The 13194-nt window shown below is 44.5% G+C and carries 13 protein-coding genes; 1 reads left to right on the top strand and 12 read right to left on the bottom strand.

What is annotated here, in order from left to right:
- Nucleotides 1-148 precede the first annotated feature (148 nt).
- The 10 genes from BJR36_RS01120 to BJR36_RS01075 all read right to left on the bottom strand — a co-directional run bounded on the left by BJR36_RS01120 (nucleotide 149) and on the right by BJR36_RS01075 (nucleotide 10888).
- Nucleotides 149-1213, bottom strand: a complete 1065-nt coding sequence (locus tag BJR36_RS01120; RefSeq protein ID WP_091228903.1) for a D-alanine--D-alanine ligase family protein — start codon at nucleotides 1211-1213, stop codon at nucleotides 149-151.
- Nucleotides 1214-1334: 121 nt separating this feature from the next.
- Nucleotides 1335-1643: a LysM peptidoglycan-binding domain-containing protein gene (locus tag BJR36_RS01115; protein ID WP_091228902.1), complete on the bottom strand. Its 309-nt coding sequence runs from the start codon at nucleotides 1641-1643 to the stop codon at nucleotides 1335-1337.
- 515 nt (nucleotides 1644-2158) lie between these two features.
- The gene (locus tag BJR36_RS01110) at nucleotides 2159-2611 is read right to left on the bottom strand and encodes an NUDIX hydrolase (RefSeq protein ID WP_091228898.1); all 453 of its coding nucleotides are present in this window, start codon (nucleotides 2609-2611) and stop codon (nucleotides 2159-2161) included.
- A 77-nt stretch (nucleotides 2612-2688) separates the two neighbouring features.
- On the bottom strand, nucleotides 2689-4206 hold the full coding sequence (locus BJR36_RS01105; RefSeq protein ID WP_242875419.1) for a peptidoglycan D,D-transpeptidase FtsI family protein: 1518 nt from the start codon (nucleotides 4204-4206) through the stop codon (nucleotides 2689-2691).
- Complete coding sequence (locus tag BJR36_RS01100) at nucleotides 4151-5506, bottom strand: FtsW/RodA/SpoVE family cell cycle protein (RefSeq protein WP_091228895.1); 1356 nt, start codon at nucleotides 5504-5506, stop codon at nucleotides 4151-4153. The genes BJR36_RS01105 and BJR36_RS01100 overlap by 56 nt, the downstream gene beginning before the upstream one ends.
- A gap of 8 nt (nucleotides 5507-5514) precedes the next feature.
- Nucleotides 5515-8142: a U32 family peptidase gene (locus BJR36_RS20015; protein ID WP_139133500.1), complete on the bottom strand. Its 2628-nt coding sequence runs from the start codon at nucleotides 8140-8142 to the stop codon at nucleotides 5515-5517.
- A 12-nt stretch (nucleotides 8143-8154) separates the two neighbouring features.
- Nucleotides 8155-8568 (bottom strand): cell division protein ZapA, encoded by a 414-nt coding sequence (gene zapA, locus BJR36_RS01090; protein ID WP_330387770.1) that lies wholly within the window; start codon nucleotides 8566-8568, stop codon nucleotides 8155-8157.
- A gap of 124 nt (nucleotides 8569-8692) precedes the next feature.
- Nucleotides 8693-9679 (bottom strand): Holliday junction branch migration DNA helicase RuvB, encoded by a 987-nt coding sequence (gene ruvB, locus BJR36_RS01085; protein ID WP_091228888.1) that lies wholly within the window; start codon nucleotides 9677-9679, stop codon nucleotides 8693-8695.
- A 12-nt stretch (nucleotides 9680-9691) separates the two neighbouring features.
- Nucleotides 9692-10315: a Holliday junction branch migration protein RuvA gene (ruvA, locus tag BJR36_RS01080; protein ID WP_091228885.1), complete on the bottom strand. Its 624-nt coding sequence runs from the start codon at nucleotides 10313-10315 to the stop codon at nucleotides 9692-9694.
- A gap of 186 nt (nucleotides 10316-10501) precedes the next feature.
- Nucleotides 10502-10888: a NusG domain II-containing protein gene (locus tag BJR36_RS01075; RefSeq protein WP_169823554.1), complete on the bottom strand. Its 387-nt coding sequence runs from the start codon at nucleotides 10886-10888 to the stop codon at nucleotides 10502-10504.
- Nucleotides 10889-11094: 206 nt separating this feature from the next.
- Here BJR36_RS01075 and lexA point away from each other — a divergent pair, with 206 nt between their 5' ends.
- Complete coding sequence (gene lexA, locus BJR36_RS01070) at nucleotides 11095-11712, top strand: transcriptional repressor LexA (protein WP_091228879.1); 618 nt, start codon at nucleotides 11095-11097, stop codon at nucleotides 11710-11712.
- Nucleotides 11713-12171: 459 nt separating this feature from the next.
- On the opposite strand, the gene rsfS is transcribed toward lexA, so the two are convergent.
- Together rsfS and yqeK are read right to left on the bottom strand one after the other, a co-directional pair.
- On the bottom strand, nucleotides 12172-12528 hold the full coding sequence (gene rsfS / locus BJR36_RS01065) for a ribosome silencing factor (RefSeq protein ID WP_091228876.1): 357 nt from the start codon (nucleotides 12526-12528) through the stop codon (nucleotides 12172-12174).
- Nucleotides 12529-12552: 24 nt separating this feature from the next.
- Entirely contained in the window at nucleotides 12553-13188 is a 636-nt protein-coding gene (gene yqeK, locus BJR36_RS01060; RefSeq protein WP_091229882.1) for a bis(5'-nucleosyl)-tetraphosphatase (symmetrical) YqeK, read from the bottom strand.
- Between the last annotated feature and the right edge of the window lie 6 nt (nucleotides 13189-13194).

Genomic DNA, 13194 nt, shown 5'->3' with positions numbered 1-13194 from the left:
ATTAAGGACTACGTCCTTCATAGTCACATATGATGCGCACAAATTGCAAAACAGCAATTTGGAGCGTGCATGTCTCGGGTTTTTATGCAAATTCAGCATAAAAACGCCTTGCGAGACAGGGTTTCTGAACAGTTACTTTATTTTACTGCTATTGATCAGCCTTCGCGTATTTCAAAAAAGAAACTTCGATGATTTTTTCGCAAAGATCCTCGAAAGACATGCCGACTACCTTAGCCTCCTGGGGGAGCAGGCTTGTAGGGGTCATTCCAGGCAGCGTGTTTGCTTCCAGGCAGTACATATGATCATTGCCATCAAGAAGGAAATCCATTCTGGCATAGGTATCAAGTCCGAGTACTTCACATACCTGTTCTGCATAATGCTGCATTTTAGAAGTGATATCATCTGAAAGTTCTGCAGGACATGTTTCGATAGCGCTTCCGGCCTGATATTTGTTCTTATAGTCATAGAATCCCTGCACAGGTGCAATTTCGATGACAGGAAGGGCTTTTCCATTTATCACACCTACTGAGAATTCTCTTCCTTTTATGCATTCTTCCACTACTATTTCATCCTCGTATTGGAAAGCCGATTCGACAGCCTTGATATATTCGTCTTCCGTGTTTACCATGTATACTCCGATGCTGGATCCGCCGCAGCATGGTTTTACAACTCTAGGATAAGAAAGCTCGGAATTCTGGTTTCCGGTACCTTTGCCGTCTTTCTTTAAGGTAAATCCTCCGGGAGTAGGTATTCCGGCAGCAACAAACATTTTCTTAGAAATGCCTTTGTCCATCGCGATAGCGCTGCTCAGATATCCGGTTCCAGTATATTTGATTCCAAACAGGTCGAATACGGCCTGGATTTTTCCGTTTTCGCCGTTTTCGCCGTGTAAAGCCATAAAAACAATGTCAGCCATCTTACAGAGGTTAAGGACGTTTGGTCCGAAGAAACAGTCGGATTTATCTTTTCTCATAGCCTTTACCTGCTTGATATCAGGTTCCATTTCGCAGATACTGCTCGTCAATTCCGATATTTCATCGGTATGTTCGAATATATCTTTCAGATCATCGTTTTCGTCTCCATATCCCAAGAAAACATCAAGCAAAATTGTATTGTGCCCTCTATTTTTAAGCGCTCTGTTTACCATCGTTCCGGTAATGAGCGATACATCTCTTTCCGTACTTAATCCGCCTGCTAAAACTACTATATTCATTTAGAAGATCTCCTTTGTAATTTAAATGTATTGATAGCTATTGAGGAACTCTTTCGAATTCCTCAATTATTTATACTATACCATTTCATTTATATTTACAAGCCAAAAAGAGACATGCCTTCTAATTTTCGTAATATGGAAGTGTTAAAAAAGCTCCGGCACATATATTGTCGCCAGTAAGGGAATTGATGTCTTTTACCTCACTGATATAATGTTCTATAGATTCATATTCATCCGTTGCATATTCCTGCGCTATGCTCCAGAGGGTGTCTCCCGGCTCAATCTCGATACTAACGAAGCATTTATCAGACGAGCTTCCTGAACCCGGTACAGACTCGGCTTTTGAGAAAAAGCCACCAAACAAGACAGAAAAAGTAAAAATAAGACAAACCGTAAATAAGAATGCGAAACCTGTTTTTCTTTCTTCCATATCATTACCCCCATAATGCAAACGTATTTTAAGAACACATGTTCTGTATGGTTATATTATAACTATCGAACGTGTGTTTGTCAATGCGTTTTGAAGATAAAATCGAACATATTTTCGAAAGTAGATATTTTGTCTTAGCAATCAAAAATAACAGGCAAGGCGTTACATCCTGCGCGGCGCTTTTTAATTCATAAGAAATGAAGACTAGAATGTCAAAAGCCCTCTTCTAACGTTCGGCTTCGTCAATTTGCACATTCGCCATTTATCACGCAGTGATACAAAACATGGCTCAATGAGCAGCTTTATGAAGACGTTGGTACTTGGGTCGCGTATTCTGCGGCCCTACGTACCACTACGTCTTCATCTAAGCGAGAGCGAGCTGCGAATGAACATGTTTTGCATCACGTCTTCCTTATTAAAACTTGTGCAAATTGACGGATTCTATTTTGTAAATGGGCTTTTGACATTCCGCTCTTATGAATTAAAAAAGCACCAGACAATGTCTGGTGCTGCTTCTAGAAATATTTATGGTTTCCCCAAAGGTTGCTCTTTTTCAGGTCTAAATACTCCGAATATGCTTTTTCTAATATCTGTCTTTCGTTTGCGAACTTCAGAAGATGATAGGCTTCGTGATACTTGTAATAGCCTGAATCCTCGAAATATTCTTCGCGTTGTGGTTTGCTGTAGTAACTATCTGCCATCATGAGATACCAATGTACATCCTTATCGACAGTATCTTCCGGTATATTAAATGAATACTGGCTCTTGCCAATATACTTGATGATTGATGCAGCTACACCTGTTTCCTCAAGTACCTCTCTGGCCGCTGTGTCTTTGTAATCCTCGCCGACTTCAACTGTACCTTTCGGCAGAACCCAGCCTTCATACTTATTCTTATAATTTTTATATAAGAGCAATATTTTACCCCGAAATATAACCACACCTCCACAGCTCGTTGCTTCAATCAATGCAATCCCTCCTGCTTATAACTGGTGTGTCATTTTTGACTCATTCTAGTATATCTCTTTTTTTATGTTCTTGCAAGTCAATTGTAGTATGCGTCGAGGATTTTGCGGGCGATTGGAACCGCATATTCGCTGCCGGCCCCGGCGCCTTCAACAATGATGCTGACTACTATTTCGGGATTTTCTACCGATGAAAAGCCGACAAACCATGCGTGGCTTTCGCCCTTCTCATTACTGTATTCTGCAGATCCGGTCTTGCCTGCTACCGTATAGGACAGACCGTTTAGTTTTATGCCTGTACCCGAGGTCACCACGCTCTGCATCATTCCGGTCATGATTCCGGCTTCTTCCGGGGTCATAAGCTGCTTTTCTTTCGCTGGTGCATATTGCTTAACCAGATCGCCTGCGTAATTTTCTATGCGGTCGATCAGGAAGGGTTTCATAAGAATTCCGTCATTTGCGACAGCTGAGGTAATCAGTGCCATATGCAGCGGAGACACAAGGGTTTCACCCTGTCCGATTGCTGTTTGCATCGTCTCTTCTACAGAAGCGTCTGCTGACAGCACGAAGCTGCTCTTGCTGAATGGGAGCTCGTAGGGAAGCGTGTCGTTGAACAGGAAGCTGTTGCAGAGTTTAACAAACATCTTTTTGTCCAGGAGGAGCCCGAGATCCGCATAAGCGGAATTGCAGGAATTGGAGAATGCCGCAGTCAGATCTTCCAGGCCGTGAGCCTTGTTGTGATAGCAGTTTATCCTGCTTCCTTCGACAGTAAGGCTTCCGCTGCAGTCAAAGGAATACGCCTCATAATCAGGATTTTCCCTGATGTATTCCAGAGTGGTCAAAATCTTATATATGGATCCAGGAGGGTATAATCCCTGGGTTGCCCTGTTAAGCAGGACACTGCCGTCTTCGTCGGTCTGAAGCGTGTCCCACAGCTCGTTTATCCGGTTGGGATCAAAATCCGGTTTAGAAACCATGGCCAGGATTTTTCCGGTATCCGGTTCCATTACAATGACAGCTCCGTCATAACCTCCCAGTGCATTCCAGGCGGCCTGCTGGAGTTCCGTATCAAGGGTTGTAACAACATTGTCGCCAATATTCTTTTCACCTTTGATTTCATTCGCTATTCTTTCAAGAATGAAGGAATTGGACCGCAGAAGGCTGAAGTTTGCCAAAGATTCGATTCCCGATTTCCCTTTCGTGGAATAGCCTGCGATATGTGAAAAGATTTCCCCGTAGGGATAATTCCTTGTCTCTTTCCCGTCACTGTCTGTGAGGGTTTCTGCCAGCACATCTCCGTCATCTGAAAGTATGCTGCCCCGGACTATCCTGTCTGAAAAAGTATCCTGACGGGCATTGTAAGGGCTGTTAATGACATCGCTGCTTTGGAACCAGTTGAAATATATGAAATACCCCATAAGCATAAGAAACAGGCCTGTAAATATATAGGTGACGAGCACAAGTTCGCGGTTCCTGTCCTTTTGTTTTCCGTTCGTTCCACTCCTGTCCTGCTTTGGTTGCGCCGCTGGCGGAATGGGGTTCTTACTGCTGTTTTGTTTTTTTATTCCTTTTTTGTTTTTGCCTATCAATGCTACCATCCTCATTCTGTCTTAAAATATACAGCCCCTGTATGATTGCGAACATAATAAGGGTGCTGAAAACCGAACTGCCTCCGTAACTTACAAGCGGGAGCGTCACTCCTGTGGAGGGAATAAATTTAGTGACCCCTCCGATTGTCAGAAATACCTGAAATCCGTATGCAATCCCCAGTCCAAGCGCCACAAGTCTTGAAAAGGGTTCCCTGATCTGCATGGCAATGTTCAGAAACATGATAAAGCAGCTGACACAGATCAGAATCAGGCAGAGCGCAAAAAATGCGCCCATTTCTTCTGAAATGGCAGAGAACACAAAATCATGCTCCACCACGGGTATTTTATTGGGCATGCCCTGGAAAAGGCCCATACCGAACCACCCTCCGGTGCCAATTGCAAAAAGCGACTGGGTAATCTGGTACCCTTCATTTTCAATATATCTCCAGGGGTCGCTCCATGCCAGTACACGTACCCGCACGTGGCTGAAAAGGAAATATGCCGCCACAGCCGCCATACAGCCGGCAGAAAACCCGCCGACCAGGTAAAGGAGCCTTCTGGATGCGACATACAGCATAATCAGGTAAACAACAAAAAGAATCAGGGCGCCGCCCAGATCTCTTGAAACCACAAGAATCAGGACATGCAATCCCGCTATGGCTGTTGCCTTGATCAGCTGTTCCATTTCAGTTGATTCATAAAGCATTGATGCAACACAGAAAACGAAGATGATTTTGACGAATTCTGATGGCTGAATGGAGAAACCGCCTATTGTAAGCGAGAGCTTTGCGCCGAACACAACCTTTCCGGCCACCAGGACGGATGACAGGAGTGCAATTCCTGTTACCGCATAAATCCACCCAAGCTTCTTCAGGAACGTCACTCTGCTGATAATAAATGGTATTACGAGTGCGGCTGCCATCGCAGCCGCCATGATTGTGAACTGCTTCACGGACTTTTCAAAGGAGAGCCGTGTCAGGATAATGAAGCTTACCGACATCAGCATGCACATGTTATTTGTGATCAGCCTTGACGCTTTTGGATAAAGCACGCTATAAAGCGCTATTACGCCAATCAGGAACACGGCCTGGGCTGCGTATAACAGAAGGGCCCTGGTACTTCCGGTTTTCAGGAAAATAACAAGATACGCGATCAGGTGGATGGAAAACATAAATCCGTTCTGCCTCCTGAAAATCGATGTTTTTTTTTCTTCTGTATGATTTTTAAAGACAGTGAAACAAAGGAACGTATACACTGCAATCAGGATAATCATGATATATTTCGATAATTCCACTATTACGTTAGTCAATTCATCACCTACTCAATTCCTCTTTTGAAGTGCCCTCTTGTAAAATTGTCGAAGGCTGCATGAGGTTTTCTGTCATATATAAATCTGTCTATAAAGGCCTGGGCAATCTCTTTTACGGAGCCGGAGGGTTCAATTGTGAAGTTGAGCCTCAGCCCTCTGGGATGCAGGCTCCGGATTTCCCTGTCATTGTCTATCAGCACTAGCGGCTGGCAGTTGTATATTGTATTATAGCAGCAGCCGCACTGGTTCCTGACACAGAAGTCCTTCTGGTATCTGTCCTTCAGATAAAGTTCTCCCGGAGTATGGTCGCAGCCTTGTGTAGTCTTTTTCACACACTGGGCCGACACCATCATGGGAAGATAGCCGTATACGATAAGCTCGCTGTTATTGCAGCCTCTTTCCTTCAATTCTCTGCTGTTCAGTTCCACAGGCGCTGTATCATGGCTGATTCCTGATTCGTGCCAGAAATCAACAGCTTCCCTGTTAAAGGAGTACAGGTTGTGGTCGGCAATGACGGTCTGATGAAATCCGTTTTCACGAAGAAATGCAAATTCTTCAATATTCTTAATCAGAAAGCCGTCTATTCCGGATGCATTTATGACAACAGCATGAGCTTCGAACAATTCTCTGATGTCCTTTCTGAATATATGAGGAAGGACCAGAAAACATCCCTTGCCCTGCTGATGGCACATTTCTGCAAATCTGCTGAGCTTTTCGTCTGCAAATCTTCTGGCTGAATCCTTGAAGCCTTCTATGAGGATAAGCGCATCAATGTATATATTTTTGATTTCCGGAAGGCTTAAGAGTTCGTCGAAGTATGGCTCCTGCTCTATATAGGCATTCAGCTCCATTCCGCCCGGAGAAGATTCCTGTTCAAACAGCGCCTGGCGTGCCCCAGCCATTGAAATGCCGGAATCATATGGATCCATGCCTGTTTCCGGCTTCCTTCTGTAGTTTTTCAGGAGTACATCCTGCAGCGTATCCAATGCGTTTCTTCTGAGCTCATTCAATGCCTGTATTGGTATGAAGCTGTGTTTCTCTATGTCTGTTTCCAGAACTGAAAAAACAAAGGGCGTGCTGCCAGTTTTCATGATCTGCTTTCTGATCTTATTTTCGTCGACAGGCAGGCTGAGTGCTGTCTCCACCACCTGTCCGGAAATAGTTACATCCGTGCCGCCCATGGAGACCGACAGCTCGGCAGGAAGGCCCGGACTGAGCATTAGTCTCCCGCTGATTGCTTCTTTGACTTCAGGCTCTATAAAACGTTTTCTCAGATCGAGAAGCAGAGCCTCGTTTCTGGTGCGGTATACTGTCTGGCCGATTGAAAATGCATGTTCATTGTATACTGGTATGAAAATGGAGGACCCTGCAGAAGCACTGTTTTTAACTGTGAATTCTTCGGGCTTCCCGGCCGAACCGTCATTGACCTGCAGATTTGATGCGCGTCCCCTGTCATTGCCGAAAGACCTGGATTGCAAATCCTTTTTCGACGAATTGTATTTTCTGTTTGCAGAATTCGGATTTTTTTCATAACGGCTCCCGGAGCCGGAACGTCCCCTGCCTGTATCGGAGCCCCCCGGTGCTTTCTGTATTTCAAGCACATCCTGGCTGTTTATCGCTTCGGTTAAGGCAATCCTGAGCTTTCCTTTAGCCTTTTCTGTTATTTTTCCCACAGGAACACCGAAATGATTTGGTTTTGAGAGAGAAATCATCTGTCTGCCGTTATGCTGCCCGTAATAGCCGTTTGTAAAACCTCCCCGGTTATAAAGGTCCATAAGCATATTTCTGTCGTCCTGGTCAACTTTGTAGCCTTTACGGCCGTTTTGCAGATACAGGTCGATGTATTTTCTGTAGATGCTGACGACGCCTGCCACATACTCCGGTTTTTTCATGCGTCCTTCAATCTTAAATGAAAAGATTCCGGCTTCGATCATATCAGGGATGATATCAAGGGTGCACATATCCTTAGGACTCAGGACATAATGCTCGTCATGGCTGTTTATGGATTTCCCTTCTTTCAGCACATCATAAGGGAGCCTGCAGGGCTGGGCGCATCTTCCCCTGTTTCCGCTCCTTCCCCCGACGAGGCTGCTGTAGAGGCACTGGCCTGAATAGCAGTAACAGAGGGCACCGTGTACAAAGCTTTCAATTTCAACGCTGCTTTTATGATGGATTTCCCGGATCTCTTCTAATGACAGTTCCCTGGCGGTCACGACTCTGGTGAGGCCGAGATCCTCCATGAGCTTTGCCCCGTCGGGACCGGTTATCGTCATCTGAGTGCTGGCATGTACGGGCAGGTCAGGAAAATGATTTCTGATTTTACGCAGCACGCCTACGTCCTGTACGATTACCGCATCAAGGCCCTGTTCATAAAATTTTTCGAGATATCTGATCAGTTCATCTTCAAGCTCGCTATTCTTTAAAAGGGTATTTACGGTAAGGTAGAGGCTTCGTCCGTGAATATGGGCATAATCAATTGCCTTCAGCATGGCTTCCTCATCCAGATTATTTGCGTTCGCCCTGGCTCCGAACATGCTTCCGCCTATATAGACGGCATCGGCGCCTGCATTTATAGCAGCGACAAAACTTTCGTAGGAGCCAGCCGGAGCCAGCAGTTCAACTCTTCTATTTTTCATATGTATGATCCTTTATTGTGGTCTGGTGAAATCATCCATCTCTGTTTCCAGCTTGATGATCTCTTTCTGTAATTCATGGTTTTTTTCGTATAATTCCCTGTGCTTCTTTTCGAGATCTTCGTACTTGAGCCGTTCAGAAATCAGCTCGTGCTTAATGTCGTAGATTTCTTTTTCCTTTTTCTCTATATCGCTTTCAAGGGCTGCCACCTGTGTTTTTGCTTTGAAATAATCATCTGCGATATTGATCTCAAGAAGCATGCTCTGTATGTCAAAAGTCATCCGGCTGTAGCCCTTCATATGGTTAAGTTCAGCCTGCTTATTGTTGATGTAGCTGGCAACTTTGTGAAGGTATTCTTCACTTTCGTATCCGCTCAGGGTAAGGACCCTTCCGCCTATTAACACCTGTGTGTTGTTTTTTGATGCCATAATTTCCGCTCCAATCTGTAGAGTAATTTATCATGTAAGTTTTATACCGTTTAGTTGATTAATTAGGAAATGATTTTTTTATCTTAATATAAAAGTGCTCCCTGCGAAGGCGACAGTGATCAGTTTACAGGCCGAGATGGTAGTATGCGGATTCCGTTACCACCCTTCCTCTCGGTGTCCTGTTTATAAATCCATTCTTAATCAGATAGGGCTCATAAACGTCCTCAATAGTGCCGGAGTCTTCGCCAAGTGCAGCGGCCAGCGTGTCAAGCCCGACGGGCCCGCCGCTGAATTTTTCAATCATTGTCGTCAGAATGGTCCTGTCTATGTTATCCAGGCCGAGTTTGTCCACTTCCAGAAGGTCCAGGGCAAACTTCGCAACCTCTTCGGTTATCGCACCGTCATACTTGACCTGGGCGAAATCCCTCACCCTCTTTAAAAGCCTGTTGGCAAGCCTTGGTGTTCCTCTGGACCGGCTGGCAATCTCCGAAGCACCTTTTTCATCGATATCGGTTCCAAGCACCCTGGCTGACCTTACGATTATAGTCTTAAGTTCATCAGGTGTGTAGAATTCCAGCTTGTTTACGACACCGAAACGATCTCGCAGGGGTGCAGTCAGAAGGCCGGCTCTTGTGGTTGCACCTACCAGGGTAAAATGGGGCAGGTCAAGGCGTATGGATCTGGCCGATGCGCCTTTTCCTATCATGATGTCAATGGCATAATCCTCCATGGCAGGGTAAAGCACTTCTTCTACCTGCCTGTTAAGGCGGTGTATCTCGTCGACAAAAAGCAGGTCGCCGCTCTGCAGATTATTTAAAATAGCAGCCATTTCCCCGGGTTTTTCTATAGCAGGGCCGGATGTGATTTTCAGGTTCACGTTCATCTCATTTGCGATTATAGATGCAAGAGTGGTTTTGCCAAGCCCCGGAGGTCCGTAAAACAGCACGTGGTCCAGCGACTCGTTTCTCTGTTTGGCTGCTTCTATATAAATCTTCAATGTATTTTTGACCTTTTCCTGCCCTATGTACTCGTCAAGAGTCTGAGGGCGAAGGCTGTTTTCAATCCGTGAATCTTCTTCAGTAAAATCTGTTGTTATTATTCTTTTGCTCATATCCGTCCTCTATCATAAAAAAGATAATTTCTTCAGTGCGGCTTTCAGTATCATTTCCGCGTCCATGGATTCATTGATTTCAGCCTGTTTGAGTGCCTTGAGGGCTTCCGCGCCTGAATAGCCCAGGGCAACAAGCGCCTGCACAGCCTCATTCTTTGCATCTCCGGTGCCTGCAGTGCCTGCGGCAGCCATACCTGCATCAGAACTTCCCTGCAGGTTCTCAAAGGCATCTTCAAGCTTCATCTTGTCTTTAAGCTCCATAACAACGCGTTGTGCAGTTTTTGGTCCGATTCCGGGAGCTTTCGAAATTGTTTTGACATCATCAGACAGAACTGCAAACCTCAGCTCATCAGAGCTGAGGGCTGACTGTATGCCGAGGGCAACCTTTGGGCCGATGCCGTTGATGCCGATCAGAAGTTTAAAAACATTCAGGTCATCCCTGGAAATAAACCCGAAAAGGTTCATGGCGTCTTCCCGGACATTCAAATAGGTAAATATCTTCACATCAGCTCCTGCGGGCGGAAGCTGTGCGATTGTCGAAAGCGAAAGACGGATGTTGTAGCCGATGCTGCCTGCTTCGAGTATCAGCATGTCGTCCTCTATTGCTGCGATTTTTCCTTTTATATATGAAATCATTTTCTATTCCTCCGAAATCATTTGTTTGTTTCTGTTCTGGCAGCCAGCTTTTACATTAAACAAAGTGGCATCGCCAATTCAACTCCTGTAGCGTTTTTTTTGATCATAGGAAGAATTTTCCTGTGATATAAGGAAAAGCATCTGGCGGAAGCCGAAATGCTTTAAAAGTACAGGGATGGGTTGTTTTTATTTTGCAATAAAATCGGTATCTTCATCTGATCCGTCGTCAGTACTTATGATACGAATCACCATTTTATTCGGCAGGCATACTATGGTTTCTCCTGCCTTTGAGACAGCATGCTGGTTAGCACAGATCTTATCAGGGCAGGATGCGCTCTCAATATGAGCTTTGCCGTCTTCTATAATCAGGCGGTTGGTCCCGCCGCCGTAGCCATTTATTATCAAATCCGTATTTTCTTTTAAGGGGTATTTGGCAATCAGAGTATTATCCACATACACTGCTGCGTAGTCACCGGATGTATCCAGTATGACTGAATTAAAGAAAAAAATCAGACCCGCCGCCAGAATGAGTATTCCAATGACAATAAAATCTGTTTTCCTGATCATTTTCATTTGCAGCTTCATCCTTTCACGATACGAATCTATCTTAGCATACTTTCAAGGAGGTATCAATAAATAAAAGAAATAATACGAACATTAGTTTGCAAAACCCGAACGTATGTGTTATGATAATTGCAAAATAACTATTCAGTATGCGGCATATAACAGCCGTTTATACAGCTGGATCGTTGCATTCTAAACCAGGGAGGTATACATAAATGGAATATGGCAGATTGAGCGCAAAGCAGGCCGAAATCCTCGAATATATAAAAAAAGAAATATTAAAGAAGGGTTATCCGCCGGCAGTCAGGGAAATATGTGAAGCAGTCCACCTGAAGTCGACTTCCTCCGTCCACTCCCATCTGGAAACCCTTGAAAAGAACGGTTATATCCGAAGGGATCCAACAAAACCAAGAGCAATAGAGATTATAGATGACAACTTCAACCTCGGACGCAGGGAAATGGTTAACATTCCAATTGTTGGAACAGTTGCCGCCGGCACCCCTATTCTCGCTGTTGAAAATGTGGAATCTTATTTCCCTATGCCTACTGAATATGTGCCGAATCAGGATACGTTCATCCTGACAGTCAAGGGAAACAGCATGATCAATGCAGGAATCCTTGATGGTGACAAGGTGCTTGTCCAGAAGCAGTCAACCGCAAAAAACGGAGATATCGTTGTTGCGCTTGTTGATGACTCCGCAACCGTTAAAACTTATTATAAAGAAAGCGGCCATTACAGGCTGCAGCCGGAGAATGATTCCCTTGAGCCTATCATCCTCAAGGAGCTTTCCATACTGGGTAAGGTATTCGGTGTCTTCAGGCTTTTTCATTAAAGTGCAGACAAAACAGGCGGCGGACCGGTTAAATGCCAGGCCTGCCCTGCAAATACAAGTTCGGATAAAAAAAACCACAGAACTGTCAATTCGGCAGCCTGTGGTTTTTTTGATTTATAGGATGATACCACAAAGTGCGTAACAATCCGTAGGTATCTAGGGTCAAAATACCTTTTGACTCCAACATCATAGGATCAGAATGTCAAAAGCATATCGTAAACCTCGGCTTCATCAATTTGCACACTCGCTAGCTGTAGCACAGTGATACAAAACATGAATTGATGAGCAGCTTTATGAAGACGTTGGTACTTGGGCCGCGTATTTTGCGGCCTTACGTACCACTACGTCTTCATCTAAGCGAGAGCGCGCTGCGAATCAACATGTTTTGCATCACGTCCTCATTCGAAAACCTGTGCAAATTGACGAATACCATTATGTAAATGGGCTTTTGGCACGAATCTACTTTAACAGCTCTTCGACGTCAATTTCCTTGCCATCTCTCCAGATCCTTTCGAGATCATAGAACGATCTGTCCTCTTTTGCGAAAACATGTACAATGATATCGCCGTAATCAAGAAGAATCCAGTTTGCAGTGTTGTAGCCTTCTATATGCTTGGCTTCATGGCCTGCTTTGAAAAGGTCGTCCTGTACGTTGTCTATCATAGCCTGTACCTGGTTTCTGTTTGTACCGTTTGCAATTATAAAATAATCGCCAAGAGCGGAGATGCCGCCTATTTCGATTACTTTTATATCTTCTGCCTTTTTATCGGCAAGGGCAGCACATGCTATACGTGCCATTTCTTTTGATTGATTCATTTTACTAATTCCTCTCAGTATCCTTTATTCATGTTCAGCAGACTTGAGATCGGCAGAGCCGTTCAAATCATGATTTTCAAGATTATTGTAATAATCCCTGTAATATTCATAAGCCTTCCTGGTGAGCGGTTCGACATCACCATCGGAATGCTCCAGATATGCCAGAGTATCATCCAGAATCCTGTAAACGGCACGGTCGATATCAATGAAAGCCAGCTTTCTGATTTCACTCAGGTTAGGCGCTTTCTCCCTGCCGGGTTCAATATAGTCTGCAACATATATGATTTTGTCAAGAAGCGACATGTCCGGTTTTCCTGTTGTATGGTTCAGGATTGCGCTGATTACTTCTTTGTCTGTTACTTTGTATTTATGCATTGCAAAAAAAGCACCAAGCTTTGCATGGAGAAGGAATGGATTTGACTTCTCCAGATCTGTCATATGGATATTGTATTTCCTGCAAAGCTGCACTTTGGTATCATCGGGTATGCATTTCGCACAGTCGTGAAGAATACCTGCAGTCTGCGCTTTTGAAATATCGCATTCATACCGCATGGCGAGGCAGGCAGCTGTATACATAACACCCATTGTATGGACATATCGATTCTCGTCCAGCGTCTTTTTCAGTTTACGTTTAAATTTTTTCAGATTCGTAGTACTCACCTTCAC

It is taken from the genome of Anaerobium acetethylicum (genome assembly GCF_900096945.1).
Taxonomy (GTDB): Bacteria; Bacillota; Clostridia; order Lachnospirales; family Lachnospiraceae; genus Anaerobium; species Anaerobium acetethylicum.
This window is presented reverse-complemented; position numbering and strand designations above follow the sequence as displayed.

Bases quoted from the DNA above. Each gene is read 5' to 3' on its own strand.
- BJR36_RS01075 (WP_169823554.1), bottom strand. From the start codon at position 10,888: ATGAAAATGATCAGGAAAACAGATTTTATTGTCATTGGAATACTCATT.
- BJR36_RS01115 (WP_091228902.1), bottom strand. From the start codon at position 1,643: ATGGAAGAAAGAAAAACAGGTTTCGCATTCTTATTTACGGTTTGTCTT.
- ruvA (WP_091228885.1), bottom strand. From the start codon at position 10,315: ATGATTTCATATATAAAAGGAAAAATCGCAGCAATAGAGGACGACATG.
- rsfS (WP_091228876.1), bottom strand. From the start codon at position 12,528: ATGAATCAATCAAAAGAAATGGCACGTATAGCATGTGCTGCCCTTGCC.
- ruvB (WP_091228888.1), bottom strand. From the start codon at position 9,679: ATGAGCAAAAGAATAATAACAACAGATTTTACTGAAGAAGATTCACGG.
- BJR36_RS01120 (WP_091228903.1), bottom strand. From the start codon at position 1,213: ATGAATATAGTAGTTTTAGCAGGCGGATTAAGTACGGAAAGAGATGTA.
- BJR36_RS01105 (WP_242875419.1), bottom strand. From the start codon at position 4,206: ATGGTAGCATTGATAGGCAAAAACAAAAAAGGAATAAAAAAACAAAAC.
- lexA (WP_091228879.1), top strand. From the start codon at position 11,095: ATGGAATATGGCAGATTGAGCGCAAAGCAGGCCGAAATCCTCGAATAT.
- zapA (WP_330387770.1), bottom strand. From the start codon at position 8,568: ATGGCATCAAAAAACAACACACAGGTGTTAATAGGCGGAAGGGTCCTT.
- BJR36_RS20015 (WP_139133500.1), bottom strand. From the start codon at position 8,142: ATGAAAAATAGAAGAGTTGAACTGCTGGCTCCGGCTGGCTCCTACGAA.